The sequence below is a fragment of the Nonomuraea sp. WAC 01424 genome (assembly GCF_003947315.1).
In the GTDB taxonomy this organism is placed as follows: Bacteria; Actinomycetota; Actinomycetes; order Streptosporangiales; family Streptosporangiaceae; genus Nonomuraea; species Nonomuraea spiralis.
This window is the reverse complement of the sequence record NZ_QHHZ01000018.1, coordinates 23,125-49,102: the sequence shown is the minus strand read 5'-3', so window position 1 is coordinate 49,102 and position 25,978 is coordinate 23,125. Positions and strand designations below refer to the sequence as shown.

Below are 25,978 nucleotides of genomic sequence, written 5' to 3'. Positions count from 1 at the left end.
CCGGGAAGAGGGTTCCGCCGGAGGCGGCGCCCTCTTCCTCATTCCGCCAGGGCGCCGAGCGGGTCGGAGTAGTCGATCCACTCCGTCGCGGAGTCGTCGAAGACGGTCGCCTCGCCGGTACGGACGTCCACCTCGGTCAGGTAGACGTCCTCGAGGTCCCACAGGCGTACGAGGACCTTGTCGCGGCTCAGCCAGCGTTCCACCCGCACCACTTCGAGGTCGTCCTCGTCCAGCCGCGTACGGGGGCCGGCGACGCGGCCGGTACGGGCGTCCATGGTGACCAGTTCGTCGTCGGCCGTCACCAGGGCCAGGGAGTGGCCGTCGGGCGCGAGCGCGGCGCCGTGCTCGACGAGCGCGGGGTCGATGCGGAACCCCCGGGTACGGGTGCGCCCGCCGTCCAGCCTGAGCGTGCTGACCGAGGCGTGGCCGGGGACGTCCGTGGTGTCCCGGCGTTCGGAGACCACGGACGTGCCGTCGTCGTCGAGGGCGAGGATCTCGACGCCCTGGCCGCGTACGGTGCGGGTGGTGCCCGTGCTGAAGTCGAGCACCGCGCCGGCCCCCGAGCCGCCGAAGGAGAGCGAGAAGTAGCGGCCGTCGGGCGAGGAGCCGAGGCGTGCCTCGCCGTCCCCGGCCGTGGCGTCGATCTCCTTGACCACGCCCGTGGGCAGGTCGTGGACCAGGAACCGGCCCTGGGGGTTCTGGTAGACGAGCCGGTGGCCGTCCTGGCTCAGCGCGAGCGGCATGTACGCGCCGGTCGCCGCGTCGTACCCGGCTCGTGCGTCCGGCAGCCGCCATTCCGTGCCCGACCTGGTCGTGAGCACCCATTGGCCGCAGGGGAGGGGGTCGTGGGCGTCCACGTCGGAGTCGCGGCAGTAGCCGGGGTAGGCGAAGCCGACCGGGTCGGGCAGCGCGGTGGGCAGCGGGCCGGGGATCTCGTACCCGGGGCCGCCGGGGGACTGGGAGCGGCGGGCCATCGCCTCGTTCACGTTGTCGGCCACCGCGGACAGGCCCGCGGCGAGCATCGCGACGAGCGTGCCGGTCAGGCCGACGGTGGCGAACGTCCACACCGACGCCCGCACCCTGCGCCGCGTGGCGACCCGGTTCAGGACGGTCGCGGTGAGGTCGGTGTGCGGCATCTCGGCCGCCAGGTCGAGCAGGACGGCCCGCAGGACCCGATCCTCGGCCGGGGCGTCCTGGTGCCCCGGCGTCTCGGGGAACGTCTCGGGGAACGTCTCGGGGAACGCGGAGGGAGGCGGCGCGGCCGTGCCGAGTGTCCAGGGGGAGGAGGCGGTGTCGGGGGCGTCGCTCAGGGTCCAGGGCGAGGCGGTGTCGGGAGGCCGGGGAGCGACCGGTGTCGTGGGCAGATCCGAGGGTGTTGTGAACAGGTCGGGGTGGGAGGAGCGGAGGTGGGTGCGGGCCCGGCGCAGTTCGTCGTCGAGCGCGCCGACCCACAGGCCCGTGACCGTCGCCGCGTGCGGGAGGCTCAGCCCGTCGTGGAGGGTGACGACGACGGCCGCGCGGGTCCTCGGGGCGAGCCCGGCCAGCGGGTGGCCGTCGGGCGCGGGCAAGCGCGCGCCCGTCGCGCCCAGGAAGCGCCGGTACAGCTCGCGCAGCACGGCGTCGGCCGGGCGGTGGTAGCGGATCGCGGACCACCGGCGGCAGGCCGCGACGAGGGCCTTGCCGGCCAGCTCGCGCGCCTTGTCCGCGTCGCCGGTCAGCAGGTACGCCGTCCGGGCAAAGGAAGGGCCATAAGTAGCCAGAAAGACCGATAAATCGTTGGATTTGCTCACTTGTGTGACTCCTTGTGGGTTGATCAGCGTAGAGGGCGTCGCGGTTCCACGGAAGTGCCCAGGAATCCTGGGCCGATCCGCCCCGAAGCCGCTTGCAGGCCCGTGGGCTGGGCATCTACCGGGCATGCGCCCGTCATCCCCGTCCGGCGACCGGTCGTCGCGTCTTCGCCTCGTCGCCCCGTTCGTCTGCCTCGCCCTGCTGACCGCGTGCGGCACGACCTCGCAGAGCGCCCGGCTGGAGTCCCCCGCGGAGACCGGCCGGAGCGCCACCCCCGGAACCACCCCGTCGGACGTCCCCACCAGCACCGCCGAGGTGGAGGTCGAGCGCGACGGCCTCGACCCGGCCGTGGTGACCGGCGTCCGGTACGCCACCCACGACGGCTACGACCGCGTGGTGATCGACCTCAAGGGCGACATCCCCGGATACAAGGTGCAATGGGTGAAGGAGTTCCTGGAGGACGGGTCCGGCGAGCCCATCGGCGTCCGCGGCGGGGCGTACCTGCAGCTCACCCTGTTCCCCGCCAACGCGCACGACGACGACGGCTACCCCACCTGGAAGGGCGGCCCCGTCTACCCGGCCAACCTCAAGAACGTCGGCGACGTCGTACGGACCGGCGACTTCGAGGGCCGCGTGGGCATCGGCCTGGCGCTCGCCCGCCGGGCCGGCTTCCAGGTGAAGGAGCAGTCCGGGCCGAGCCGTCTGGTGCTCGACGTGGCACACTGATCCACGTGGTGAGAGTGATCGAGGGCCCGACCCGTATCCCCGTACCCGGCGGCAAGCTCATCGACGAGCACGTGGGGCGCGTCAACAGCGGCGACGAGGAGATCTCGATCGCCCACATGACCGCCCCGCCCGGCTGGCAGGAGCCCGCCCAGACCCCGTCGTTCACCGAGTACACCGTGGTCCTGCGCGGCAGCGTGCTCGTCGAGCACGACCGCGCCGACGTCGAGGTGGCCGCGGGCCAGTCGGTGGTGACCTCGCCGGGGGAGAAGGTGCGCTACAGCGCCGGCCCCGACGGCGCCGAGTACGTCGCCGTGTGCCTGCCCGCGTTCGCACCGGAGACGGCCGGCCGCGACTGACCGCAGGCCCCGTTCGCGGGTGTGCCGGAAGGGTTGTCCACAGGCGGGCGCGACGTGTGCGGCTGCGGATGAGTGTGCTCATATCATGGCCAGATGAGCCCCACGCTTGACAAGATCCGGCTGGCTCCCAAGGTGTTGTTGCACGATCACCTCGACGGCGGGCTGCGCGCCGAGACGATCGTCGAGCTCGCACGGGAGATCGACTACGGGCGGCTGCCCTCCACCGATCCCGACAACCTGCGCCTCTGGTTCGAGGAGGCGGCCGACTCGGGGTCGCTGGAGCGTTACCTGGAGACCTTCGACCACACGGTCGCGGTCATGCAGACCCGCGAGGCCCTGGTCCGCGTGGCCGCCGAGTGCGCCCGCGACCTGGCCGACGACGGCGTGGTCTACGCCGAGGTGCGCTTCGCCCCCGAGCAGCACACCACCATGGGGCTGAGCCTCGACGAGGTGGTGGAGGCGGTGCTCGAAGGGTTCAGGCTGGGCTCGCAGGGGCGCGGCATCCGCGTCGGCACCCTGCTGACCGCCATGCGCCACATGGCGCGTTCGATGGAGATCGCCGAGCTGGCCGTGCGGTACCGCGACGTCGGCGTCGTGGGGTTCGACATCGCCGGGGCCGAGGCAGGCTACCCGCCCACCCGTCACCTCGACGCCTTCGAGTTCCTCCAGCGGGAGAACGCGCACTTCACGATCCACGCCGGCGAGGCGTTCGGGTTGCCGTCGATCTGGCAGGCCATCCAGTGGTGCGGCGCCGACCGGCTCGGTCACGGCGTGCGGATCATCGACGACATCACCCTGGCCGGCGACGGGTCGGCCAAGCTGGGGCGGCTGGCGGCGTACGTCCGCGACAAGCGCATCCCGCTGGAGATGTGCCCCACGTCCAATCTCCAGACCGGGGCCGCCGCCTCGATCGCCGAGCATCCCATCGGGTTGCTGCGCAGGCTGCACTTCCGGGTCACGGTCAACACCGACAACCGGCTGATGAGCTCGACGAGCGTGTCGCAGGAGTTCGCCAAGCTGGTCGACGCGTTCGGCTACGACTGGGACGACCTGCAGTGGTTCACGGTCAACGCGATGAAGTCGGCCTTCCTCCCGTTCGACGAGCGGCTGGCGCTGATCAACGGCGTGATCAAGCCGGGGTTCGCGCAGATCAAGTGGCAGCCATGAAGCACACATATCGGTCGAGGACCGCGTTCGTCCTGGGGATCGTGTGGCTGGTCTTCGTGGCGTTCAACGTGTGGGACCTGACGGCCCACTACAACGGCAAGCCGTCCATGGTGGCGCTGGCCGTGCTCGGGGCGATGACGGCGCTGGTCTACGTGGTCGCGGTCAGGCCCGCCACGGTGGTCGGCGAGGAGGGCCTGCTGGCCCGTAACCCGCTGCGTACGACGTTCCTGCCGTGGGCGTCCATCGGCGAGGTGAGCGTCACCCACTCCATCGCGGTGCGTCACGGCGGCGAGGGCGCCGACGAGCAGGTGCTGCGGTTGTGGACGCCGATGAGCAGCGCCAGAGAGCGGTCCAAGGCGCAGCGGCGCGGGGTGCCCAAACCCGGTCGGGGCGGGCGGTTCGGGGTCGAGACCACGGTCAGCAAGGCCACGCAGGCCGCCGCCGAGGCGTTCGCGGGCAAGACCCACGCCGACTTCGTGGGCGACCAGATCCGCGAGCGCGCCGAGGCCGCCCGCGGCCGCGACGAGCCGGCGACCCCGGCCAAGGTCACCTTGTCCTACGACTCGATCGCCGTCCTCGTGGTCGCGGTCGCCCTGATCGTGGCCGCCGTGGTCATCGCCTGACGCCACCAGCCCGGCGGCTCGGTGGCTTGGGGTCAGGGGGTTCGGCGGGTGAGGAAGCGGGTCATGCCGGCCTGGGCCAGGCCCGCCTTCTCCACGTGCCGTGCCGCCTCGGTCTCGGCCTCGAAGGCCCGCTCGACCTCCGCCAGCGGCGGGCGCAGCAGCCGCAGGTGCACGGCGGTGGCGGTGCCCGGCCCGGTCCAGTGCCGCACGCGGGCGATCGCGGCCTCCACCAGCTCCTCGGCGGGCACGATCTCGTCCAGCAGTCCGGCCGCGACGGCCTCGGCGGCGCTCAGGCGGGCCGAGTCCAGCACCAGCCGCAGCGCCCGGCCGCCGGCCAGCCGGGGCAGGAGGTAGCCGGCGGCGTTCGAGATCGACAGGCCGAGGTGGTTCTCGGGCAGGAAGTACTCGGCGGCCGGGCTGCCGATCCGGGTGTCGAAGCAGAGCGTCCACTCGGCGGCACCGCCGACGGCCAGGCCGTTGACGGCGGCGACCACCGGCACCTGGGTCTCCAGCACGGCCCTGGTCAGGTCGTGGAACAGCTCCACCTCGGCCACCAGTGACTTGCCCGCCGCCTCGGCGATGTCCTCGCCCGCCGAGAACGCCCGGCCGGCTCCGGTCACCACGATGCCCCTGGCCGTACGGCCGCAGGCGCGTACGGCCGCGGCCAGGTCCAGGCGCATGCCGGCGGTGAGGGCGTTCAGCTTCTCGGGACGGGCGAGGGTGATCAGGGCCACTTCGTCGCGTACGGTCACGTCGATCATGCCGGGTCCTCCGTGGGGATGGCGGGGGCGGCGCGCTGGTCGCGGCCGGGCTGGAGCAGGTGGCGCTTCTCGATGCGGGCGGACGGGGTGAGCGTGAAGGACTCCACGAACTCCACGTACGCCGGGATCTTGAAGCGGGCCAGGCGTTCCCTGGCGTGGGCGACGACGGCGGCGGCCGTGCCGGCGTCGGCGGCGTGGCCGGGGCGGAGCTGGAGGAACGCCTTGGGCAGCTCGCCGAAGAGGTCGTCGGGGATGGGGACCAGGGCCGCGGCCAGCACCGCGGGATGCCGGGCGAGCACGCTCTCGACCTCGGCGCACGAGATGTTCTCGCCGCCCCTGCGGACCGTGTCCTTCAGCCGCCCGGCGTGCCGGATGCGGCCCATCGCGTCGCGTACGCCCAGGTCGCCGGTGTGATACCAGCCGCCGCGGAAGGCGTGCGCGGTGGCTTGCGGGTGGTTCCAGTAGCCGAGCATCATGGGCGTGCCGCGGACCAGGATCTCGCCGGTCTCCTCGTCGATCCGGACCTCCTTGCCGGGCGGAGGCGTGCCCATCGCGCCGGTGCCGACCGTGTCGGCCGCGTCGGGGGCGGACATCAGGTCGCAGCCGCTCTCGGTGGAGCCGTACAGCTCGCGCCAGGGCGCGCCCCAGCGCTCCTCGAACGTGCGGTGCAGGTCGGGCGCGATGCCCGAGCAGAGCACGAGCCGCATCCGGTTCTCGCGGTCGAGGGGGCTCGGCGGCTGCTTGTGCATCAGCAGGGGCATGGTGCCGAGGACGTACGTGAGGGTGGCGCCGTTCTCCCTGGCGGCGGGCCAGAAGCCCGAGGCGGAGAAGCGGGGGAGGACGACGTGCGGGATCCCGCCGAGCAGGCAGAGCAGCGTGGTCCACTGCGGATCCATGTACGAGTACGCCTGCGCGATCATCAGGACGTCGTCGTCGCGCACCTGGATCAGGTCGGCGACGACCTGGGCGGTTCTGAGCCAGTAGTCGTGGGTGAGCAGGCAGGCTTTGGGGAAACCGGTCGTCCCAGATGTGTACTGAAAATTGGCGACATTGTCCGCGCTGAGGGATATGTCGAGAGATGGGCCATCCGTCAGCCTGTCCACCAGGTGCACCGGGCCGGGGACGCGCGGCGCGTGGGCCTCGACGGTCAGGGTGGCGACCGCGCCGGAGTCGCGCAGCACGTGCTCCAGGTCGGCGGCCTGGTAGCGCACGTTCACGGGGACGGTGACCGCCCCCGCCTTGAGGACGGCCAGCCAGCTCAACGGCCACCACGGCACGTTGTCCAGCATCACGGCCACCCGGTCGCCGGGTCGTACCCCTTGGGCGGCCAGTGCGCGGGCCAGGCGGTCGGACTCGGCGTCGGCCTCGGCGAAGCTCAGCGAGGCCGACGGGACGGCCGACGAGATGGCCGAGGGGGCAGCGGGGGAGAGGGCGGGGAATCGGAGGAACTCACGCTCGCCGTACGTGCCGGCGGCGTGCCTCATCAGCTCGGGGATCGTGGTGTGCATCCGGCGGCTCCCACGGGAAGTCGGGCAGCAGGCGAAGATCGAGGGGCGCCACGACCGGGACGGCGGCGCGTACGGCGGCCAGGCCGATCGTGACGAACTCCGCGCACACTTGCTCCAGCGTCGAGTCCCCGTCGGGGCGGTACCACTCGCTGGTGCCGGTGCACATGGACATGAGGGCGAGGCGGGTCAGCTTCTGGTCGGCGATGCGGAAGACGCCTTCGGCGACGCCGTCGGCCAGGACGTTCTTCCAGTGGCTCTCGTAGGCGTCGCGCAGGGCGATGACCTCGGTGTGGGCGGGGGAGCCGGGGGTCAGGGAGCGGAGTTCGCCGTCCATGACGCGGGTGGTCAGCGGGCTGAGCGCGTGCACGGCCGTGAGCGAGGTGATCAGCAGGGCGAGGCGGTCGGCGGGACGGGCCGCCCCGGCCAGGACGTGCCCGGTCGAGTCGATCAGGCCCTGGTGGCCGGCCCGCATGAGGTCGGCCAGCAGGGCTTCCTTGCTGGATACGTGGTGGTAGATCCCGGCGTTGGTCAGGTTCACGGCCCTGGCCAGGTCTCTGATGCTGGTGGCGGCGTAGCCGTGCCGGGCGAACAGGCGCACCGCCGCCGTCCTGATCCGGAGCTGCGCGTCCACGTCCACGGCGACCTACCGAACGTTCGGTTGCTGGATAGCCCGAAAATACCCCAAGTCCCTAGATATCGCCATAGGTTGACTCTGACACGGTGTGAGCCCCTACACCTGGAGCGGACATGTTCAGCATCGGAGAATTCGCCAGGCTGGGGCTTGTGTCCGTACGCATGCTCCGCCACTACGACGCCATCGGTCTGCTGCGTCCCGCGCACGTGGACCCGCTCACCGGCTACCGCTCCTACCAGGCCGCGCAACTGGCCAGGCTCAACCGCATCGTCGCCATCAAGGACCTCGGCTTCACGCTGGAACAGGTCCGGGCGATCCTGGACGAGAAGGTCGGCGCCGAGGAGCTCCACGGCATGGTACGGCTGCGCCGGGCCCAGATCGAGGCCCGGATCAGCGCCGACCTGGCCAGGCTGCGCGGCGTCGAGGCGAGACTCCGGTCCATCGAGACGGAGGGGTACATGAACGCCGCGGAAGTCGTGCTCAAGAAGCTCAGCCCGGTACGGGTCGCCCAGCTCAGCGCCAGGGCCGCCAGCTACGACGGCGAGGACGTCGGCCCGGTCATCCAGCCGCTGTTCGCCGAGATCTGCGCCCGCGTGGACCGGGCCGGCATCCGGATCACCGGCCCCGGCCTGGCCTACTACCGCCAGGAGGACGACGGCTCGGTCATGGTCCACGCCTGCCTGCCGGTCGACGTGGCCCCCGATGCCGGCCACGACTTCGAGATCAGGGACCTGCCCGCCGTCGGCACCGCGGCAACGATCATCCACCACGGCCCGATGGAGGACGTCGGGCCGACGTTCCAGACCCTGGCCCACTGGATCGAGGACAACGGCTACCGTCCGCTCGACCTGGCCAGGGAGGTGTCCCTGCACTGCCCGGACGACCGCGCGGAATGGGTGCACGAGCTGCAGATCGAGGTGGCCCCGGTCTAGTGGAGGCGACCGAGCTGGAACACCACCGGGTCGAGCTGACCGGCTACTGCTACCGGATGCTCGGCTCGGGCTTCGAGGCCGAGGACGCGGTGCAGGAGACGTTCGTCAGGGCGTGGCGGACGTACGACGCGGCGCGGGGGCCGCTGCGTCCCTGGTTGTTCCGGCTCGCCACGTCCGTCTGCCTGGACATGCTGCGGGGGCCGCAGCGCCGGGCGCGGGCGATGGACCTCGGGCCTGCGGCGCGTCCGGGCGACCCGCTCGGCGAGCCGCTGGCCGGGGACGCCTGGGTGTGGCCGGTTCCGGACGGCCGCGTGTTGCCGTCCGACCCGGCCGAGCTGGCGGTGGCCAGGGAGAGCGTGCGGCTGGCGTTCGTGGCCGCGCTGCAGCGGTTGCGGCCGCGGCAGCGGGCCGTGCTCGTCCTGCGCGACGTGCTGGAGTGGCGGGCCGCCGAGGTGGCCGAGCTCATGGGTACGAGCGTCACGTCCGTGAACAGCGTGCTGCAACGCGCCCGCGCCCGGCTGCCCGCGGTCGCCCCGGAGGACGACGAGATCGACGAGACGCTGCTCGACCGCTACGTCTCCGCCTTCGAGCGGTACGACGTGCACGCCCTGGTCTCGCTGCTGCACGAGGACGCCACGATGTCGATGCCGCCGTTCACCTGGTGGCTGCGCGGCCGGGAGGCCGTCAGGACGGTCCTGGAGGCCGCCGCGGCGCCCTGCGAGGGCGCCCGCCTGGTGCGGACCGGGGCGAACGGCGCGCCGGCCCTCGCCCAGTACCGGGACGGGAAGGCGTTCGCCCTGGTAGTCCTGGAGGTCGGCGGCGGGCTCGTCACCGGCGTCACGACCTTTCTCGATCCCGGGCTCTTCCCGTTCTTCGGCCTGCCGATGAGTTTCGGGCACGCGCTCCGTACTGACAGGTGAAGGAGGGCAAGACACATGCCACAGATCGTCGAACTTCCCGAGCGTCCCTACATCGGGATCACGAAGACCATCACGATGACCACGTTCGGCCTGGTCGGAGACCGGATCGCGGAGATGATCGGCTGGCTCGCCGAGCGCGGGCACGAGCCGGCCGGAGCCCCGTTCCTCCGGTACCACGACATCGACATGCCGCAGGACCGGCTGGTGGTGGAGGCGGGCGTGCCCGTCGCCGCCCCCATGGAGGGCGGGGGCGACTTCCACGCGGCCACGCTGCCCGCGGGCCGCTACGTCACCGAGTCCAGCCACGGCCACCCCGACCGGCTCTCCGGCGTCATCGAGTCGCTGCTGAAGTGGGCCGCGGAGCAGGGCCTGGCCTGGGACATGACGGAGAAGGGCGGGGTCGAGCACTGGGGTTGCCGGCTGGAGTTGTACCAGACGGACCCGCGGGTCGAGCCCGACCTGAACAAGTGGGACATCGACCTGCAGTTCCGCCTGGCCTGACGACACCCGTCACGCCGCGTTCGCGCGGGGCAGCAGCGAGGTCAGGAGCGCGGCCAGCACGAACAGGGCCGCGCCCACCAGGCCGATCGCGTCGAGCCCGCTGACGAACGCGGCGTGGCTGGCCCGCAGCAGCTCGGCGGCCTGCTCCGGGGCGAGCCGCCCGGCCACGGCCGCCGCGCCCGCCACGGTCTCCCTGGCCTCGCCGGGCAGGTGCGCGGGCACGGCGTGGTGGTAGATGGCCGCGCCGACCGTGCCGAGCAGGGCCAGGCCGAGCGTCCCGCCCAGGAAGTTGCCCGACTCGGCCAGCGAGGCCGCCGAACCGGCCCGCTCCGGCGGCACCGAGCCGACCACGATCCCCGTGCCCAGGGCGAACAGCGGGCCGGTCCCCAGCGCCAGCACGGTGATCGCGGTGATCACCACCGGCAGCCCGGCCCCGGCCTGCGTGAGCAGCGCCGCCCCGGCGGCCGACAACACCAGGCCGCCCATGATGGCCGTACGGGGTGCGAGGCGGCGGGTGATGACCGGGGTCAGCGTGGTGCCCAGGGCGACGCCGAGCCCCATGGGCGCGAACCACAGCGCCGACTGCGCCGCGGTGTAGCCGAGCACCGACTGCAGGTACTGGGTGACCAGCAGCCCGGTGCCCGCCATGGACACCCCCGCGAGCACCAGCGTGGTCAGGATCAGGGTGAGCGGACGCTGGGCGAACAGGCGCAGGTTGAGCAGGGGATCGTCGAGCGTGAGCTGCCGCCGTACGAACACGGCCCCGAACGCCAGGCCGACCACGATCGCCGCGAGCGGCGCGAGGGGACCGGCCGACACGGAGGAGGCGGCCAGCTCCTTGATGCCCCAGACGACGGGCAGGATCGCCAGCATGGACAGCACCACGCTGGCCAGGTCCATGCGCCCGGCGTCCGGGGCGCGGAACTCGGGCAGCAGCAGCGTCCCGGCGACGAGCAGCACCACGATCACGGGCACGGCCAGCAGGAACACCGACCCCCACCAGAAGTGCTCCAGGAGCAGCCCGCCGACGACCGGCCCGAGCGCAGCCCCGGCGAACTGGCAGGTGGCCCAGATGGCGATGGCCGTGCCCCGCTGCCGCGCGTCGCGGAACATGTTGGTGATCAGCGCGAGCGTGGACGGCATGAGCGTGGCTCCGGCGACGCCCAGCAGCGTACGGGCGGCGATCAGCATGCCGGGACCGGTCGCGTACGCCGCCGCCACGGAGGCGACACCGAAGGCCGCCGCGCCGGTCAGCAGGAGCCGGCGGCGGCCGATCCGGTCGCCGAGCCCGCCCATCGTGATCACCAGCGCGGCGACCATGAACCCGTAGATGTCGATGATCCACAACTGCTGGACGGCGCTCGCCCCCAGGTCCACGCTCAGCCGGGGCAGCGCCAGGAACAGCGCGTTGATGTCGACCGCGACGAGCAGGGTCGGCAGCGCGAGCACGGCCAGCCCGGCCCATTCGCGTCGCCCGGCCCGCGGCTCGGCGGCGGTCTCGGTGAGATTCTGCATGTCAGGAGCCTCCTGGTGGCGTCGGTTTCACCAGGGGGTCGGAGCCGCTGTCGCGCGCTCGACATGTTTTCCGGAAATGTTGCGCCGGGCATGTCGAGAGGGCCGCGGCGGCTCCGACTCCGTCACGACGAACACGTACGACCACGAGGAGAGACGATGAAGTTTCTGCTGATCATGCAGATCAACCAGCAGGTCATGGACACCCTGACCGAGGAGCAGCGCGACCTGATCCAGAACGGCCACGGCGCGTTCATGAAGACGATCCAGGAGTCGGGCGAGATGATCGGCACGCAGGCGCTCGGCGACCCATCGACCAGCGCGGTCGTCCGTACCCGCAACGGCCTGCCCGCCGTGACCGACGGCCCCTACCTGGAGGCCAAGGAGTACATGGGCGGCTACTACATGGTCGACTGCGAGAGCCGCGAACGCGCGATCGAGCTGGCCGGGATGATCCCGGACAGCCAGATCGAGGGCCTGGCCATCGAGGTCCGGCCGGTCATGTTCACGGCCGGCGCCGACATGTGAGCAGGGGGCGGGCCCGCGTCACGGGCCCGCCGCTCTAGAGCCCCAGGTGTGCGGCCAGGTCGGCCTTCAGGCCGTCGAGGTCGCGGGCGGCGGACGCGCGGGCCTCGGCCACCTCGCCCGTCACCGGCACCACCACCTCCAGGTAGCACTTCAGCTTGGGCTCGGTGCCCGACGGGCGCACCACCACCCGGCCGTCGCCGGACAGGTGGAAACGCAGGCCCTCGGTCGGGGGCAGGCCGCCCTCGCCGCGGCTCAGGTCGTCGACCGACTCGACCGCGTGGCCGCCGAGCGTGGCGGGCGGGGCGGCGCGCAGGCGGTCCATCGCGCCGGCGATCAGCGACAGGTCCGCGACGCGGAAGCTGAGCTGGGACGTCGCGTGCAGGCCGTACCGGACGGCCTGGTCGTCGAGGAGGTCGAGCAGGGTACGTCCGTCGCGCTTGGCGGCGGCGGCCACGGCGGCCACGGTGAGCGCCGCGCCGATGCCGTCCTTGTCGTGGACCGGCAGGCCGGCGTCGGAGCCGACGCTGTAGCCGATGGCCTCCTCGTAGCCGAAGACCAGGCCCTCGCCCGCCTTGATGATCCACTTGAAGCCGGTCAGCGTCTCGCCGTAGCGTACGCCGTGGGCCTGCGCGATCTTGCTCAGCAGGGTCGAGGAGACGATCGTGGTGGCCACCAAACGGTCGCCCGTGGTGTGGGTGATCACGTGCTCGGCCAGCAGGCCGCCGGCCTCGTCGCCGGTCAGCATGCGGCACGAGCCGTCGGGCAGCGGCACGCCGACCGCGCACCGGTCGGCGTCCGGGTCGTTGGCGAGGACCAGGTCGGAGCCGAGCTTGGCGGCCAGCGCGACGGCCAGGTCCATCGCGCCGGGCTCCTCCGGGTTGGGGAAGGCCACCGTCGGGAAGTCGGGGTCGGGGTTGCGCTGCTCCTCGACGGCCATCGGCGTCTCGAAGCCTGCCGCGAGGAACGCGCCGGTCAGCGTGCCCGAGCCCACCCCGTGCAGCGGCGTGTACGCCACCCGCAGGTCGCGCGCCTCGCCCAGCGGCAGCGCGGTCACCGCGTCGATGTAGTCGTCGACGATGCCCTCGCCCAGCTCGGTGAGCGTGCCGGGCCCGTCGAGGGGGAGCTGGTCGACGCGGCCCACGGCGTCGATGGCGGCCGAGATCTCCCGGTCGACCGGGGGCACGATCTGGGAGCCGTCGCCCCAGTAGACCTTGTAGCCGTTGTCCCTGGGCGGGTTGTGGCTGGCCGTGACCGTCACGCCCGCGTCGGCGCCGAGGTGGCGTACGGCGAAGGCCAGCACCGGGGTGGGCAGCGGCCGCGGCAGCAGCGATACGTGCAGGCCCGCGCCGGTCAGCACGGAGGCGGTGTCCCTGGCGAACACGTCGGACTTGTGCCGGGCGTCGTAGCCGATCACGACGTGCTTGCCGGGGCCGAGCACGCCGGCCAGACCGGCGGCGGCGCGCATGACGGTGACGCGGTTCATCCGATTGGGGCCCGCGCCCAGCTCGCCGCCGAGGCCCGCGGTGCCGAACTCCAGCTTGGCCTGGAAACGCTCGCGGAGCGCGGGCAGGTCGTCGTCCTCCAGGAGGGCGGACAGCTCGGCCCGGGTGTCAGGGTCGGGGTCCTGGGCCAGCCACTGGCGGGCGCGGCGCATCAGGTCGGCGTCCACGGGCGGGAGCGGCACGTCGCCGTCGGACTCGGGTGGGATGCCGGCGGTCACAGGCGGTCCACCACCTTGGCCAGCAGCACGCCCATGCGGGCGGCCGTGGTGCGGCCCACCTCCAGGACCTCCTCGTGGTTGAGCGGCTCGCCGGACAGGCCGGCCCCCGGGTTGGTGACCAGGGAGACGCCGAGCACCTCCAGGTTGGCCTCGCGGGCGGCGATGGCCTCCAGCACGGTGGACATTCCCACCAGGTCGCCGCCGAGCGTGCGCAGCATCCGGATCTCCGCCGGCGTCTCGTACGTCGGGCCGCGGAAGGCCACGTAGACGCCGTCGGCCAGCGTCGGGTCGATCTCGCGGACCAGGGCGCGCAGGCGGCGCGAGTAGACCTCGGTGAGGTCGATGAACGTCGTGCCGGTGATCGGGTTGGCGCCGGTGAGGTTGACGTGGTCGCTGATCAGGACCGGGTCGCCGACGTTCTGGGTCTCCGGCCGCAGGCCGCCCGCCGCGTTGGTCAGGACGAGCGTGCGTACGCCCGCCGCGGCCGCCGTGCGCACGCCGTGGACGACCGCGTCGACGCCCAGGCCCTCGTACAGGTGGGTACGGCCGAGGAAGACCAGCGCGTGCCGCCCGGACGGGGTGCGGACGACGCGGATCTTGCCGCCGTGCCCGGCGACGGCGGGTGCGCTGAAACCGGGCAGATCGGTGAACGGGATCTCGGCCACGGTCTGCCCGATCGCGTCAGCGGCGGGAACCCACCCCGACCCCATGACGAGGGCCACGTCGAAGGTGTCGAGGCCGGCCGCTCCGGTCAGGACGGCGGCGGCCTCTCCGGCCAGGGTGTATGCGTCGTTGCTCACATCTCAGTAGTTTAGGAGCAGCCTGTCCAGAACCCGCACCCCGAACTGCAGCGCGTCGATCGGCACCCGCTCGTCCACGCCGTGGAACATCGAGGCGAAGTCCATGTCGCCGGGCAGCCGCAGCGGCACGAACCCGAAACCGCGCACTCCCAGGTCGGCGAAGAACGTCTTGTTGTCGGTGCCGCCCGACATGCAGTACGGCACCGCCCGCGCGGTCGGGTCCTCGGCCTTCAGCGCCGCGATCATCGACTCGACCAGCGCGCCGTCGAACGACGTCTCCAGCGCGATGTCGTGGTGCACGAACTCGCGGCGCACGTTCGGCCCGATGAGCGAGTCGACGGTCTTGAAGAACTCCTCCTCGAAGCCGGGCAGGAAACGCCCGTCCACGACGGCCGTGGCCTGGCCGGGGATGACGTTCGACTTGTAGCCGGCGTCGAGCTGGGTCGGGTTCGTGGTGTGGCGGAGCGTCGCGCCGACGAAGCGCACCAGCGGGCCGAGCTTGTCCAGCAGCGGGGCCGGGTCGTCCTCGTCGAACGGCAGGCCGAAGGCGTCGGCGACCTCGGTGAGGAACTGGCGTACGGTCGGCGTGTAGGTCAGCGGCCACTCGTGCCCGCCGAGCCGGGCCACGGCCTTGGCGACCTCGGTGACCGCGTTGTCGGAGTTGAGCATCGAGCCGTGCCCGGCGGTGCCGTCGGCGACCAGCTTCATCCAGGCCAGGCCCTTCTGGGCCGTCTCGATCAGGTAGAGCCGCAGCGAGGGGTCGACCTCCAGCGAGTAGCCGCCGACCTCGCTGATGGACTCGGTCACGCCCTCGAACAGCTCGGGGTTGTTGGCCGTGAGGTACTTGGCGCCGTACACGCCGCCCGCCTCCTCGTCGGCGACCCAGGCGAAGACGATGTCGCGGCGCGGCCGGCGTCCCTCGCGCTTCATCTGGCGCAGTACGGCCAGCATCATCGCGTCCATGTCCTTCATGTCCACGGCGCCGCGGCCCCAGATGTAGCCGTCGCGGATCTCACCGGCGAACGGGTCGACCGACCACTCGGCGGCGTTGGCGGGCACCACGTCGAGGTGGCCGTGGACGAGCAGCGCGGGCAGCGACGGGTCGGTGCCCTCGACGCGGGTGACCACGTTGCCGCGGCCCGGCTCGCTCTCGACGTAGGTCGAATCGATGCCGACCTCGTCCAGCCTGGCCATGACGACCTCGGCCGCGGCCCGCTCGCCGGGGCCGCTGCCGTCCCCGTAGTTGCTGCTGTCGACGCGGATCAGCTCCACGCACAGGTCGGCGACTTCCTTCTCGGCAGGTGTCATGACGTCTTCTCCAGGGTGAGCAGTCCGGACTTGTGCAGGTGACCGCGTTTGTAGGCACGGGTGACGAGGGTCAGGTCGCTGTCGGTGATCTCGTCGAGCCGGCCGAGCATGTCGGTCATGAAACGATAGAGGTCGGCCTCGTGGGCCACCGCCACCTGCACGATGAGGGAGTGGGTGCCCGACGTGGCGGCGCAGTAGCGCACATTGGGGTGTTCGGCCAGGCGGCGGCCGGTCTCGCCGAGCCCGTACGGCCGCACCTTCAGCCACAACACGGCCTCGACCTCCAGGCCCAGCAGCGCGGGTTCGACCTCGGCCCGCGGCAGCAGCAGCCGCCGGTCGACGAGCGAGGCCACGCGCCGGCGGGCGGTCGGCACGGAGATGTCGAGCCGTTCGGCGATCGTGGTGAAGGCGGCCCGGCCGTCGGCCGCGAGCAGTTCGGCGATCTCCTGCTCCAGCGGTGACAGGCCGTCCTCGTCGGGCAGGTCGGGGGGCGGCGGCACCGGGCGCAGGTCGGCGACCTCCCGCTCGGTCAGGAAGGGCGCATGCCATTCGGCCACCGTCGTGAACGTGTGCAGCACGACCTGCGTCTGCGTCTGCAGCACGCCGTCGATCTCGCTGATGTCGTGGGACAGGATGGTGTGCAGGTCCTGCCGGGACGGCGGCACCAGCTCGCAGGCCAGGTCGGCGGCCCCGGTCAGCGCGTAGACCGACCGCGTGTCGCGCCGGTCGGTGAGCGACCTGGCCACCTGGGCCGCCGTGCCGGGCCGCACCTGGACGTGCAGGTGCGCGGGGCGGCCGTGGCCGGTGTGCAGGTCGTCGTAGATCGCGGTGACCCGTACGACGCCGTCGGCGATGAGCCGCTGGAGCCGGCGGGCGACCGTGCGTTCGTGCTCGCCCACCGCCCGGCCGATCTCGCCCCACGAGGCGCGCGGGCTCACCTGGAGCGCGGCGACGAGCCGCCGGTCGAGAACGTCCACCTGCAACCGCTTCCGTGTCGGGTTTGTAAATAATTGCCCAGACATTTGACTGTTTCGGTCTACCGAATGCACAGTAAGCCATTACTGCACGTGTCAGCAAAAGGAGCTTTCGCCGTGTCGACCTCCCCCGTCGCGCAATCGCCGCTCGGCATACCGAAGAGCAGGGTCCGTCAGCTCATGGCGGCCAGCATCGGCAACGTGGTCGAGTGGTACGACTGGTACGCCTACACCTTTCTGGCCACGGTCTTCTCGGCGCAGATCTTCCCCGCGACCTCGGGCAACAGCCTGGTGCCGCTGCTCAGCTCGTTCGCGGTGTTCGCGGTGGGCTTCTTCATGCGTCCTCTGGGCGGGCTGCTGGTGGGCGCGTTCGCCGACCGGTACGGCCGCAAGTCGGCGATGACCTTCACCATCATCCTGATGGGCGCCGGCTCGCTGCTGCTCGGCCTGACCCCCACCTACGAGGCCGTGGGCCTGCTGTCACCGGTCATCCTGACGCTGGCCCGGCTCATCCAGGGCCTGTCCGTGGGCGGTGAGTTCGCCGCCGCCACCACGTTCCTCGTCGAGTCGGCCCCGCCGCGCCGCCGCGGCCTGTTCTCCTCCTTCCAGTACGTCAGCACCACCATCGGCCAGCTCATCGCCTCCGGCCTGGCCGCGCTGCTCACCTCGGCGCTGGTCAAGGAGGACATGAGCTCCTACGGCTGGCGCATCCCGTTCCTCGTGGGCGCGCTGCTCAGCCTGGTCGGCCTGTGGATCCGCAAGGGCGCCGACGAGACCTCGGCGGTCGCGGAGGAGATCCAGCGGGGCGAGGTCAAGCGGCCGGGCATGTTCGAGTTCCTCAAGCTGCACCCGAAGTCGGCGCTGACCATCGTCGGCATCACGATCGCCGGCACCGTCGCGTACTACACCTGGACCAGCTTCCTGCCCATCTACGCCCAGATCACCGTCTCGTTCGACAAGGCCGAGTCGCTCCAGGTCGGCACGATCTCGCTGGTGTTCTTCATGGCGTTGCAGCCGCTGCTCGGCATGTTGTCGGACCGGATCGGGCGCAAGCCGATGCTGATCGCGTTCGGGCTCGGCTTCCTGATCCTGCCGGTGCCGCTGCTCGGCCTGCTCACGAACTCCTTCGCCAGCCTGCTCGTCGTGCAGCTCATCGGCATGGTGTTCCTGGGCTGCTTCACCTCGGTCTCGGCCGCGGTGAACTCCGAGTTGTTCCCGACCCGGGTGCGGGCGGCGGGGGCGGGGTTCCCGTACTCGCTGACCGTGGCGATCTTCGGTGGCACCGCCCCGCTGATCGGCACCGCGCTCCAGAAGGCCGGCAACCCCGGGCTGTTCCCGTGGTACATGTCCGGCCTGGCCCTGATCTCCACGCTCGTGTACATCTTCGTCCTGCGCGAGACCAAGGACCAGCCGCTCCGCTAGGGCGCGGAAGTGCAGGGGCGCTCCCGCAACTCCTTGACGTAGTCGTCGGGGGCGCCCGCGCGCTCGGCGGCGTCGGCCAGCGTGCACAGGTAGCGGGCCGCGGGCAGGCCGCCCTCGTAGCCGTCGAGCACGTAGAACCAGGCCACGACCTCGCCGTCGAGGGTCTGCACCCGCAGCCGCACCTTGTGGTACGCCCCCCGGACCGCGCCCTCCCACTGGTCGAGCGAGGTCTCCTCCCAGTCGGGCACGTCGTAGAGCACGACGAAGACGTGCTCCTCGGCGTCCTCGACGATGGTGGCGATCGAGCTCTCCCACTTGCTGTCGGTGCGCCCGAACGTCAGCCGCCAGCCCGTCAGCCAGCCGACACCCCAGATTGGGGAGTGCGGGGCACGCATGGCCATCTGCTCCGGGTCCATGTTCATCCCGTACGAGGCATAAAGCCGTAGATCATTCGGCTTCCCTGATTGATCCGAAAGCCACGCCACGATCCACCCCTCTCGCCGGGTGCCGCTCGTCATCCAGCTACCGCAGCATCCTGCCACGCTGACCCGCCGTGTCGGTCCAACAGTCCGGGCACGGAAGGCCCATGTGTCCCCCATGTCCGTCCGGATGCCGCCTCCATGGCCCGGTTGCGGGTTCCCCGGGCGCGTACGGGAGAATGGGACACGTGACGAGGATCGTGATCATTGGTGGCGGACCAGGCGGCTACGAAGCAGCGCTGGTGGCCGCGCAGCTAGGCGCGCAAGTCACGATGGTCGAGCAGGACGGCCCCGGCGGCGCCTGCGTGCTCACCGACTGCGTGCCGTCCAAGACGCTGATCGCGACCTCCGTCCGCAAGCAGGCGTTGCTCGACGCGCCGTCGCTGGGCGTGTCGTTCTCGGGCGGGCCCGACGGCGACGCCGGCGTGGTGGGTGTCGACCTGCCGCTGGTCAACAAGCGGGTCAAGGAGCTGGCGCAGGCCCAGTCGGCCGACATCGCGACCCGGGTCGAGGCCGAGGGCGTCGAGATCGTCAAGGCGCGCGGGCGGCTGGTCGATCCGCAGGTCGTACGCGCGGGCGACCGTACGATCAGGGCCGACGTGGTGCTCCTGGCCACGGGCGCGACGCCGCGCGTGTTGCCGGGGGCCGAGCCCGACGGCGAGCGCATCCTCACCTGGCGGCAGCTCTACGACCTGGAGGAGCTGCCCGAGCATCTGATCGTGGTCGGCTCGGGCGTGACCGGCGCGGAGTTCGCCGGCGCCTACCGTTCGCTCGGCGCGGAGGTCACGCTGGTCTCCAGCCGCGACCGGATGATGCCCAACGAGGACGCCGACGGCGCCGAGGTGCTCGAAGAGGTCTACCGGCGGCGCGGCATGAACGTCATGGGCCGCTCGCGCGCCTCCTCCGTCAAGCGCACCGCCGACGGCGTGGTGGTGACCCTGGAGGACGGCCGCACGGCCGAGGGCTCCCACGCGCTGATGACGGTCGGCATGGTGCCCAACACCGGCGGCATCGGCCTGGAGGAGGCCGGCGTCCAGCTCGACAGGAACGGCTTCGTCAAGGTCGACAAGGTCTCCCGCACCTCCGCGCCCGGCGTCTACGCGGCCGGCGACTGCACCGGCGTGCTCATGCTGGCCTCGGTGGCCGCCATGCAGGGCCGCATCGCCGTGTGGCACGCGCTGGGCGAGGCCGTCCAGCCGCTGCGGCTGGCCACGGTGGCCTCCAACATCTTCACCGACCCCGAGATCGCGGCCGTCGGCGTGGCGCAACGCTCGATCGAGGCGGGCGAGATCGACGCGAACGTGGTCAAACTGCCGCTGGCCACCAACGCGCGGGCCAAGATGCAGGGGTTCAACGACGGGTTCGTCAAGCTGTTCTGCCGCCCTCACACCGGCATCGTGCTCGGCGGCGTGATCGTCGCCCCGCGTGCCTCGGAGCTGATCCTCGCGGTGTCGCTGGCCGTGCAGCAGCGGCTCACGGTCGACCAGGTCGCCCACACGTTCGCGGTCTACCCGTCGTTGTCGGGCTCGATCACCGAGGCGGCCCGCCGTCTCATGCAGCCGGAGGCGGCCATCGGCCTCTAGCCTCCTTCCGTCCCACCTTCCTTCCTGCGTACGAGAGCCGTGCGGGTCCTCCTGACCCGCACGGCTTTCGCGTCTCCGTGGCCGGTTGCCGTCGGGCGTATTGGATAGTAGTATTATCTAAATCTGGATAACGCTACTATCCAATGAGGTGCCCGGATGACTGTGATCGTTCTCTTGGTGGCCACGCTGGGCTTCCGGCTGCTGGGCGTGCTCGGCGTACGCCGCTTCGCCACCTGGCGGGTGTCGGCCGCGCACGGGCTGGCGGTCATGCTGGTCATGACCGGCAGCGCGCACTTCGTCCCCGAGGGTGTGACCTTCATGCCCAACCACGGCGACCTGGTGCGCATGGTGCCGCCCTTCGTGCCGTTCCCCGCCGCCGTGGTCTATTTGACGGGCGTGTTCGAGCTGGCCGGCGCGGTGGGGCTGGTGTTGCCCGCGACCCGCGGGGCGGCCGGGCTCTGCCTGGCCCTGCTGTTCGTCTGCCTGCTCCCGGCCAACATCTACGCCGCCATCTCCGACGTGCCCTTCGCGGGCGGGGAGGCGTCGCCGCTGTGGCAGCGTGTCCCCGAGCAGATTCTCTACATCGCCGTGGCGCTGGCCGCCCGGGGCCGCCGCGCAACTCCCGCGCCGGAGGCCGCCGGGCCGGTCGCCGTCCAGCGGTGATTCGCCGGGCACACCAACGGCCGCGGCATCCTGTACGGCGACCGCACCGGCCCCGTCGTCACCCCGACCCCGACCCCGACCGTCACCCCCACCACGGGTACGGGCTGCACCGCCGTCCACACCCCCGGCAGATCACCCAGCTCTGGAACGGCACCCTGACCCAGTCGGGCGCCGGCGTGAGCGTGACCGACGCCGGCTACAACGGCGCACTCCAGCCGAACGCCACCACGTCCTTCGGCCTCACCGGCACCTACTCCGGCGCCAACCCCCCACCCGCCACCCTCACCTGCACCGCGTCCTGACCCCGGACCTGGGAGGCGCTGCGCGTACTTGGGAGCTGCCCGCAGCGCCCCCTTCACCCCGTCGTCAGGGCTTCCAGGCCGGGTCGCGGCCGATCAGGCCGAGCAGCCGGTCGAACGGCGGCGCGTCGTCCGGCACCGCCACCGGCGGCCCGAAGGCGCCGCTCCGCCTGCCCATCTCCACCGACTGCTCGGTGAAGCGCAGCCCCCGCGCGACGGCCTCCGCCTCCGGTTCGTACGCCTGCTCGGTGGCCCTGGCCAGGTCCCAGCCGTGGACGACCATGTCCACCAGCCACAGGTGGGCCACCATGGTCATCGGCAGGCCGCCCAACGCGGCGCACGTGCCCTCCCACGCCTCGGGCCGCGACCAGGCGGTCAGCATGCGGTCGGCCCGCTCGGGGAAGTCGCCGGCGTACGGGCCCTGCTCGGTGCGTTCCCCGCCGCGCGCCAGCGACTCGAACATCTCCGCCACCCATTCGAGGTGGCCGATCAACGCCTTGACGTCGAACTCCGCGCACGGCGTCGGTGACCCGAGCTGCTCGGGCCGCACCGCGGTCACCAGGCCGGAGGTCCGGTGAGTGGCACGGGTCATCAGCGGCATCATGTCTTCCATGGCAGACATCATGTCCCGCCTGACCGGGGCGCGGCTTGTAGAAACGCGACAGCGCGGCTGGGTCGACCCGTACGCGGGGCTCGCCGCCTTCGACTACTCGCGGCGGTACCCCTCGCCCGAGTTGTCGGCGTACGTGGAGCACTTCTGGGTCGTCACCTGGACCGACCTGGACGAGCCGTACGAGCAGCGCATCGTGTCGCATCCCACCGTGAACATGACGATCGTCCAGGACTTCCACCAGATCGCGGGCGTGATCAGGGGCGGGTTCTCGTACACGATGAGGGGCACCGGCCGCGCGCTCGGCACACGCTTCCGCCCCGGCGGCTTCCGGACGTTCCTCGGCGGCCCGGTCTCCCAGCTCACGGGCCGGTTCGTGCGGATCGGCGAGATGTTCGCGGCCTCCGGCCCGGCCCTGGTCGAGCAGGTGCTGGCCGAGCACGCCGGCGGGGCCGCCGTCGCGCACGTCGAACGGTTCCTCCTGGCGCTGGGCCCCGCGCCGGACCCGCTGGCGGAGGAGGCCGCGGCGCTGGTGGGGATGGTCGAGGACGACGTGTCCGTGACCAGGGTCGACGAGCTGGCCGACAGAGCGGGCAGGTCGATGCGCTCGCTCCAGCGGTTGTTCCGCGACTACGTCGGCATCGGCCCCAAATGGGTGATCCGCCGCTTCCGGCTGCACGAGGCGGCCGAGCGCGTGCACCAGGGCCTCGACCTGGCCACCCTGGCCGCCGAGCTGGGTTACACCGACCAGGCCCACCTGACCCGCGACTTCACGGCCGCGGTCGGCATGTCACCCGCGGCCTACGCCCGCCTCGGCACCACCACCCGCCCCTGACACGCCCGTGCCCGTGACACGCCCGTGGACCCGGCCTGGGTCACCACTCGCGGGGGGCGATCAGTTCCTCGATGTCGGCCTCGGGGAAGCCGTAGGCCGACGCCACGAACCAGAACTCCTCGGCGATCGCTTCGCGCGCGACGGTCTCGATCTCGCTGCCGGCCTCGTGGAACTCCTCGTCGAGGGCGTTGAACTCCTCCGTCGCCGCGTGGGTCAGCGTGTAGAGGGCCGCCAGATCGGCCGGCCGCTCGGCCTCTACGCGCGCGCACAGGCGCAGCAGGACGGCCCTGCCCTTGTCGACGACGTGATCGGGGTAGTAGCCGTCGTCGTACATGGCCTTGAGAAAGGCGCGGCCGAGCACCTGCGGATCCGTGGGGGACATCCCCGATCTCCTCTATCGTGCGATCGCGTGCGGACGGCTCGATCATGCCCGGCGCCACCGACAGAATCCCGCCGGGGTCAGCGCATCAGTTCGTACGCCGCGTACGCCGCGACCCCGTACGCGAGGTGCGGGACGACGTCGGAGACCCACGCGCTCGCCGGCCACGTACGCGGGTCGGTGGCGCCGAGCAGCGTCAGCGGCACGTTCGAGCCCGACATGGCCAGAACGGTGAGCGCCAGCACCCCGACCGGCCACGACCTGCGCCGCCCCGACAGGACCCCGTACGCGACGGCCGCGCCGATCCCGGTGGCGTACCCCATGAGCGAGCCCAGCGCCTCGGTGCGGTTGGCGGCCCGGTCGCCGTCGCCGAGGTCGGTGTGGGTCAGGTCGGACAACTTCTCCACGGCCTGGCGCGGCGTGCTGCTCGCGCCCCGCGCGCGGACGAGCATGTCCAGGTAGGAGGCGGTGTTGAGCGCGGTCGTGCCGGCCGCTCCCGCGACCAGTCCCTTCACGAGTGTGTGCATGCCCCGGCCGCTACCCGGCGCGGACCGCCCTTCACGCGGGGGACCTGCTCGGCGGCCGTACCCTGGCAGGGTGAGCGTTGACGGGATGTCCGCCGCGCTGGCGCCGTACGTGACGACGCTGGCCGCCTACGACCTCGGGCCCGCCACGGCCGGCCCGCATCGCGGGCTGCCCTCCTCCACGCTGTCGATCACGATCCCCGAGGACGACTTCGTCGATATCGCCTGGGCCGGCCGGCCCGGTTCGGGCCGGCGGCTGCGGGCCGCGGTCGCGGGGCTGCACCTGAACGCGGCCGAGCTGAGTCAGCGGGGCTGCACACGCGGGGTGTGGCTGACGCTCAGCCCGCCCGGCGCCGCCGCGCTGCTCGGGGTGCCCGCGTCCGAGCTGGCCGGGGAGGTGGCCGACCTCACCGACCTCGCCGACGTCGTCCCGGCGCTGGCCGGGCTGCCGGAACGCCTGGCCGCCTGCCGGTCCTGGGCCCGGCGCCGCGCCGTCGTCGAACGCGGTCTGCTCGCCGGGCTGGCCCGGCACGGCGACCGCGCGGCCCGCCGTACGTCCCGGGGCACGCTCGCGGCTCTGTCCAGGACGGCCCGGGTGGAGGAGGCGGCCCGGCTCCTCGGCTGCTCCCGGCGGCATCTGAGCAACACGGTCCGCGGCGAGTACGGGGTGACGCCCAAGGAGTACCAGCGGCTCGTCCGCTTCGAGGCCGCCCGCGGCAGGCTCGTGGCCGCCGCGCGCGGGGGAGCGGCGGGCCTGGCGGAGGTGGCCGCCGCGTCAGGGTTCGCCGACCAGGCGCACCTCACGCGCGAATGGCGGGCCATGGCCGGATGCACGCCCACCGAATGGCTGCGCACCGAAGGGCCATCCGCCCGGCGGGCGCCGGACGGACGGGCCTGACGGGGGCGTCCCCTAAGGCGGGTTCGTTCCCGAATGTTCAAGACCTGGCTGCTGCCGGGCGCCCACGATGGCGGCATGGACATGCACATCGCTCCACGTCTCATCGTGCCCGACCCCGACCGCGCGTCCGCGTTCTACCAGGACGTCCTTGGCGCCGACCGGGTGTTCCGTGCCGAGCCGGACGGCGACGGGCGGCCCGCCGTCGTCGAGCACCGGTTCGGCGGCACGTCGTTCCGGGTCTCACCGGCCGTCTCCTCCTGGGGCTGGCTCTCGCCGGACGACCTCGGCGGCTCCGCCGTTCTCCTGGAGATCGAGACCGCCGACCCCGACGCGGTCGGCGCACGCATGGCCGCCCAGGGGGCCGAGGTGGTCGTGCCGATCGAGAACCGGCCGTACGGCAAACGTTCGGGCCGCCTGCGCGACCCGTTCGGCCACTTGTGGATCCTCACCGGCCCTCTTCACTGAGCGCCGCCCAGCCGCAGGGGCTTTTTTCCTGATTTTTCGGGCTGGCATGCTGCTCGGCATGGAGGACATGGATCACAGCCGCGTACGCGTCCGGCCGGTCCGCGAGGAGGACCGGCCGGGGGTGCTGGCGCTCGCGCCGCGCCTGGCCGAAGGGGTGGCGGAGTGGCGGGACGCCGAGGCGGCGCTACGGGCGGCCGAAGGCTGGCTCACCGCGTCGGTCACCGCGTCGGTCACCGCGTCGGTCACCGCGTCGGTCGCCGCGGCCGGGGAACGGCGGGGAGCGGTCTTCGTCGCCGTACGAGGCCCGCGGATCGTCGGGGTCGTCTCGGTCGACCGGCAGCGGCACTTCACCGGCGACGAGGACGCCTACGTCGGCGAGCTGGCCGTCGACCCCCGTGAGGTACGCGGAGGAGTGGGCCGCCGGCTGATGGCGGCGGCCGAGGACTGGGCCCGGGGTCAGGGGCTGCGCCACGTGACCCTGGAGACGGGCGCCGCCAACACGACCGCGCGCCGCTTCTACGCCGCCCTCGGTTACACGGAGGAGGGGGTACGGCTGACGCGCTCGCTGGACCGCGGCGTCCAGACCCGGCTGAGCTGAAGCACGCTCCCGGTGAACAGCAGCACGCCCAGCGGCACGTGCAGGGTGGTCACGTGCGCGATGCCGAGCGCCACCTGTGCGCTGACGAGCACCAGGAACCCGGCCGCGTGCATGATCGGCTTGGGCGAGCCGCCGCCCGGCCGCCACGCCACGACGGACGCGACCAGTTGCAGCACCGCCACCGCGAACACCGTGTACGCCGCGGCACTGTGCAACGGCTGCCTGCTGGGCACCGACAGCAGCAGGCCGGCGGTGACCGGCGCGGCGAAGAGGGCGATGGTCTGCAGAATGAGCGTGATACGCAGGAACATGGGGAACTCCTCGACCGCCGGTGCCGGCGGTCTGCCGTCTGGGTGTTGTCCTCTGTGTCCGACGACGTGACCACCCGGAATGTGAGGTGGTGCGGTGACTTCACAGTCCAGGACGCTGTCTCGTCGGACATATAACCGCAAAAGCTACCAAGGG

Annotated in this window: 30 protein-coding genes; 16 read left to right on the top strand and 14 right to left on the bottom strand. The window is 72.1% G+C overall.

Annotated elements, in window-relative coordinates; genetic code table 11:
* Nucleotides 1-38: 38 nt before the first annotated feature.
* On the bottom strand, nucleotides 39-1,790 hold the full coding sequence (locus tag DMB42_RS40555; protein ID WP_125644369.1) for a hypothetical protein: 1,752 nt from the start codon (nucleotides 1,788-1,790) through the stop codon (nucleotides 39-41).
* A 124-nt stretch (nucleotides 1,791-1,914) separates the two neighbouring features.
* Here DMB42_RS40555 and DMB42_RS40550 point away from each other — a divergent pair, with 124 nt between their 5' ends.
* From DMB42_RS40550 to DMB42_RS40535, 4 genes are all read left to right on the top strand, one after another.
* Entirely contained in the window at nucleotides 1,915-2,514 is a 600-nt protein-coding gene (locus DMB42_RS40550) for a hypothetical protein (RefSeq protein WP_125644367.1), read from the top strand.
* Between the two features lie 5 nt (nucleotides 2,515-2,519).
* A complete protein-coding gene (locus tag DMB42_RS40545) occupies nucleotides 2,520-2,870 on the top strand; it encodes a cupin (RefSeq protein WP_125644365.1) in 351 nt (116 codons plus the stop codon).
* Nucleotides 2,871-2,963: 93 nt separating this feature from the next.
* Complete coding sequence (locus tag DMB42_RS40540) at nucleotides 2,964-4,037, top strand: adenosine deaminase (RefSeq protein ID WP_125644363.1); 1,074 nt, start codon at nucleotides 2,964-2,966, stop codon at nucleotides 4,035-4,037.
* On the top strand, nucleotides 4,034-4,660 hold the full coding sequence (locus tag DMB42_RS40535; RefSeq protein ID WP_125644361.1) for a PH domain-containing protein: 627 nt from the start codon (nucleotides 4,034-4,036) through the stop codon (nucleotides 4,658-4,660). Before DMB42_RS40540 ends, DMB42_RS40535 begins: the two co-directional genes overlap by 4 nt.
* 32 nt (nucleotides 4,661-4,692) lie before the next feature.
* On the opposite strand, the gene DMB42_RS40530 is transcribed toward DMB42_RS40535, so the two are convergent.
* Genes DMB42_RS40530 through DMB42_RS40520 form a run of 3 tightly spaced genes read right to left on the bottom strand, consistent with a single transcriptional unit; the run spans nucleotide 4,693 to nucleotide 7,566 of the window.
* The gene (locus tag DMB42_RS40530) at nucleotides 4,693-5,421 is read right to left on the bottom strand and encodes an enoyl-CoA hydratase/isomerase family protein (RefSeq protein ID WP_125644359.1); all 729 of its coding nucleotides are present in this window, start codon (nucleotides 5,419-5,421) and stop codon (nucleotides 4,693-4,695) included.
* Nucleotides 5,418-6,929, bottom strand: a complete 1,512-nt coding sequence (locus tag DMB42_RS40525; RefSeq protein WP_260478232.1) for an AMP-binding protein — start codon at nucleotides 6,927-6,929, stop codon at nucleotides 5,418-5,420. Before DMB42_RS40525 ends, DMB42_RS40530 begins: the two co-directional genes overlap by 4 nt.
* On the bottom strand, nucleotides 6,871-7,566 hold the full coding sequence (locus DMB42_RS40520) for a TetR/AcrR family transcriptional regulator (RefSeq protein ID WP_125644357.1): 696 nt from the start codon (nucleotides 7,564-7,566) through the stop codon (nucleotides 6,871-6,873). Before DMB42_RS40520 ends, DMB42_RS40525 begins: the two co-directional genes overlap by 59 nt.
* A 110-nt stretch (nucleotides 7,567-7,676) precedes the next feature.
* On the opposite strand from DMB42_RS40520, the gene DMB42_RS40515 reads away from it, so the two are divergent.
* Genes DMB42_RS40515 through DMB42_RS40505 form a run of 3 tightly spaced genes read left to right on the top strand, consistent with a single transcriptional unit; the run spans nucleotide 7,677 to nucleotide 9,916 of the window.
* Nucleotides 7,677-8,495 carry a MerR family transcriptional regulator gene (locus tag DMB42_RS40515; protein ID WP_125644355.1) on the top strand — a complete coding sequence of 273 codons (819 nt, stop codon included), beginning with the start codon at nucleotides 7,677-7,679 and terminating at the stop codon, nucleotides 8,493-8,495.
* Entirely contained in the window at nucleotides 8,456-9,415 is a 960-nt protein-coding gene (locus DMB42_RS40510; RefSeq protein ID WP_125644353.1) for a sigma-70 family RNA polymerase sigma factor, read from the top strand. The genes DMB42_RS40515 and DMB42_RS40510 overlap by 40 nt, the downstream gene beginning before the upstream one ends.
* Nucleotides 9,416-9,430: 15 nt before the next feature.
* A complete protein-coding gene (locus DMB42_RS40505; RefSeq protein ID WP_125644351.1) occupies nucleotides 9,431-9,916 on the top strand; it encodes a GyrI-like domain-containing protein in 486 nt (161 codons plus the stop codon).
* A gap of 9 nt (nucleotides 9,917-9,925) precedes the next feature.
* Here DMB42_RS40505 and DMB42_RS40500 read toward each other — a convergent pair whose 3' ends face one another.
* Complete coding sequence (locus tag DMB42_RS40500) at nucleotides 9,926-11,431, bottom strand: MFS transporter (RefSeq protein WP_125644349.1); 1,506 nt, start codon at nucleotides 11,429-11,431, stop codon at nucleotides 9,926-9,928.
* Between the two features lie 156 nt (nucleotides 11,432-11,587).
* On the opposite strand from DMB42_RS40500, the gene DMB42_RS40495 reads away from it, so the two are divergent.
* Entirely contained in the window at nucleotides 11,588-11,956 is a 369-nt protein-coding gene (locus tag DMB42_RS40495; RefSeq protein WP_125644348.1) for a YciI family protein, read from the top strand.
* Between the two features lie 34 nt (nucleotides 11,957-11,990).
* On the opposite strand, the gene DMB42_RS40490 is transcribed toward DMB42_RS40495, so the two are convergent.
* From DMB42_RS40490 to DMB42_RS40475, 4 genes are all read right to left on the bottom strand, one after another.
* Nucleotides 11,991-13,610 (bottom strand): phospho-sugar mutase, encoded by a 1,620-nt coding sequence (locus DMB42_RS40490; protein ID WP_125644698.1) that lies wholly within the window; start codon nucleotides 13,608-13,610, stop codon nucleotides 11,991-11,993.
* Between the two features lie 62 nt (nucleotides 13,611-13,672).
* Nucleotides 13,673-14,476, bottom strand: a complete 804-nt coding sequence (locus tag DMB42_RS40485) for a purine-nucleoside phosphorylase (protein ID WP_125644346.1) — start codon at nucleotides 14,474-14,476, stop codon at nucleotides 13,673-13,675.
* A 3-nt stretch (nucleotides 14,477-14,479) separates the two neighbouring features.
* Nucleotides 14,480-15,784 carry a M20/M25/M40 family metallo-hydrolase gene (locus DMB42_RS40480; protein WP_125644344.1) on the bottom strand — a complete coding sequence of 435 codons (1,305 nt, stop codon included), beginning with the start codon at nucleotides 15,782-15,784 and terminating at the stop codon, nucleotides 14,480-14,482.
* Nucleotides 15,781-16,761, bottom strand: coding sequence for an Lrp/AsnC family transcriptional regulator (locus DMB42_RS40475; protein ID WP_125644342.1), 981 nt, complete (start codon nucleotides 16,759-16,761; stop codon nucleotides 15,781-15,783). Before DMB42_RS40475 ends, DMB42_RS40480 begins: the two co-directional genes overlap by 4 nt.
* Nucleotides 16,762-16,875: 114 nt before the next feature.
* Between DMB42_RS40475 and DMB42_RS40470 the strand changes: the two genes are divergently transcribed.
* Complete coding sequence (locus DMB42_RS40470; RefSeq protein ID WP_260478230.1) at nucleotides 16,876-18,180, top strand: MFS transporter; 1,305 nt, start codon at nucleotides 16,876-16,878, stop codon at nucleotides 18,178-18,180.
* Here DMB42_RS40470 and DMB42_RS40465 read toward each other — a convergent pair.
* Complete coding sequence (locus DMB42_RS40465) at nucleotides 18,177-18,602, bottom strand: gamma-glutamylcyclotransferase (RefSeq protein ID WP_379478648.1); 426 nt, start codon at nucleotides 18,600-18,602, stop codon at nucleotides 18,177-18,179. The two genes, DMB42_RS40470 and DMB42_RS40465, sit on opposite strands and share 4 nt — an antisense overlap.
* A gap of 245 nt (nucleotides 18,603-18,847) precedes the next feature.
* On the opposite strand from DMB42_RS40465, the gene DMB42_RS40460 reads away from it, so the two are divergent.
* The 3 genes from DMB42_RS40460 to DMB42_RS54450 all read left to right on the top strand — a co-directional run bounded on the left by DMB42_RS40460 (nucleotide 18,848) and on the right by DMB42_RS54450 (nucleotide 21,207).
* Nucleotides 18,848-20,242: an NAD(P)H-quinone dehydrogenase gene (locus DMB42_RS40460; RefSeq protein WP_125644336.1), complete on the top strand. Its 1,395-nt coding sequence runs from the start codon at nucleotides 18,848-18,850 to the stop codon at nucleotides 20,240-20,242.
* A gap of 156 nt (nucleotides 20,243-20,398) precedes the next feature.
* Entirely contained in the window at nucleotides 20,399-20,905 is a 507-nt protein-coding gene (locus DMB42_RS54455; protein WP_221762571.1) for a hypothetical protein, read from the top strand.
* Nucleotides 20,902-21,207, top strand: coding sequence for a cellulose binding domain-containing protein (locus tag DMB42_RS54450; RefSeq protein ID WP_221762570.1), 306 nt, complete (start codon nucleotides 20,902-20,904; stop codon nucleotides 21,205-21,207). Before DMB42_RS54455 ends, DMB42_RS54450 begins: the two co-directional genes overlap by 4 nt.
* Before the next feature lie 64 nt (nucleotides 21,208-21,271).
* Here DMB42_RS54450 and DMB42_RS40450 read toward each other — a convergent pair whose 3' ends face one another.
* A complete protein-coding gene (locus DMB42_RS40450; RefSeq protein ID WP_185845120.1) occupies nucleotides 21,272-21,817 on the bottom strand; it encodes a TIGR03086 family metal-binding protein in 546 nt (181 codons plus the stop codon).
* Between DMB42_RS40450 and DMB42_RS40445 the strand changes: the two genes are divergently transcribed.
* Nucleotides 21,816-22,649: a helix-turn-helix domain-containing protein gene (locus tag DMB42_RS40445; RefSeq protein ID WP_185845119.1), complete on the top strand. Its 834-nt coding sequence runs from the start codon at nucleotides 21,816-21,818 to the stop codon at nucleotides 22,647-22,649. The two genes, DMB42_RS40450 and DMB42_RS40445, sit on opposite strands and share 2 nt — an antisense overlap.
* Before the next feature lie 40 nt (nucleotides 22,650-22,689).
* Here the strand turns inward: DMB42_RS40445 and DMB42_RS40440 are convergent, their stop codons facing one another.
* Nucleotides 22,690-23,031 carry a DUF5713 family protein gene (locus DMB42_RS40440; RefSeq protein WP_125644330.1) on the bottom strand — a complete coding sequence of 114 codons (342 nt, stop codon included), beginning with the start codon at nucleotides 23,029-23,031 and terminating at the stop codon, nucleotides 22,690-22,692.
* A gap of 77 nt (nucleotides 23,032-23,108) precedes the next feature.
* Entirely contained in the window at nucleotides 23,109-23,555 is a 447-nt protein-coding gene (locus DMB42_RS40435) for a hypothetical protein (RefSeq protein ID WP_125644328.1), read from the bottom strand.
* Between the two features lie 70 nt (nucleotides 23,556-23,625).
* Between DMB42_RS40435 and DMB42_RS40430 the strand changes: the two genes are divergently transcribed.
* Genes DMB42_RS40430 through DMB42_RS40420 form a run of 3 tightly spaced genes read left to right on the top strand, consistent with a single transcriptional unit; the run spans nucleotide 23,626 to nucleotide 25,513 of the window.
* Nucleotides 23,626-24,450, top strand: a complete 825-nt coding sequence (locus DMB42_RS40430; RefSeq protein ID WP_260478229.1) for an AraC family transcriptional regulator — start codon at nucleotides 23,626-23,628, stop codon at nucleotides 24,448-24,450.
* 33 nt (nucleotides 24,451-24,483) lie between these two features.
* A complete protein-coding gene (locus tag DMB42_RS40425) occupies nucleotides 24,484-24,915 on the top strand; it encodes a VOC family protein (protein ID WP_260478228.1) in 432 nt (143 codons plus the stop codon).
* 58 nt (nucleotides 24,916-24,973) lie between these two features.
* Nucleotides 24,974-25,513 (top strand): GNAT family N-acetyltransferase, encoded by a 540-nt coding sequence (locus tag DMB42_RS40420; RefSeq protein WP_125644326.1) that lies wholly within the window; start codon nucleotides 24,974-24,976, stop codon nucleotides 25,511-25,513.
* Here the strand turns inward: DMB42_RS40420 and DMB42_RS40415 are convergent.
* Nucleotides 25,447-25,824, bottom strand: a complete 378-nt coding sequence (locus DMB42_RS40415) for a hypothetical protein (RefSeq protein WP_125644324.1) — start codon at nucleotides 25,822-25,824, stop codon at nucleotides 25,447-25,449. The two genes, DMB42_RS40420 and DMB42_RS40415, sit on opposite strands and share 67 nt — an antisense overlap.
* Between the last annotated feature and the right edge of the window lie 154 nt (nucleotides 25,825-25,978).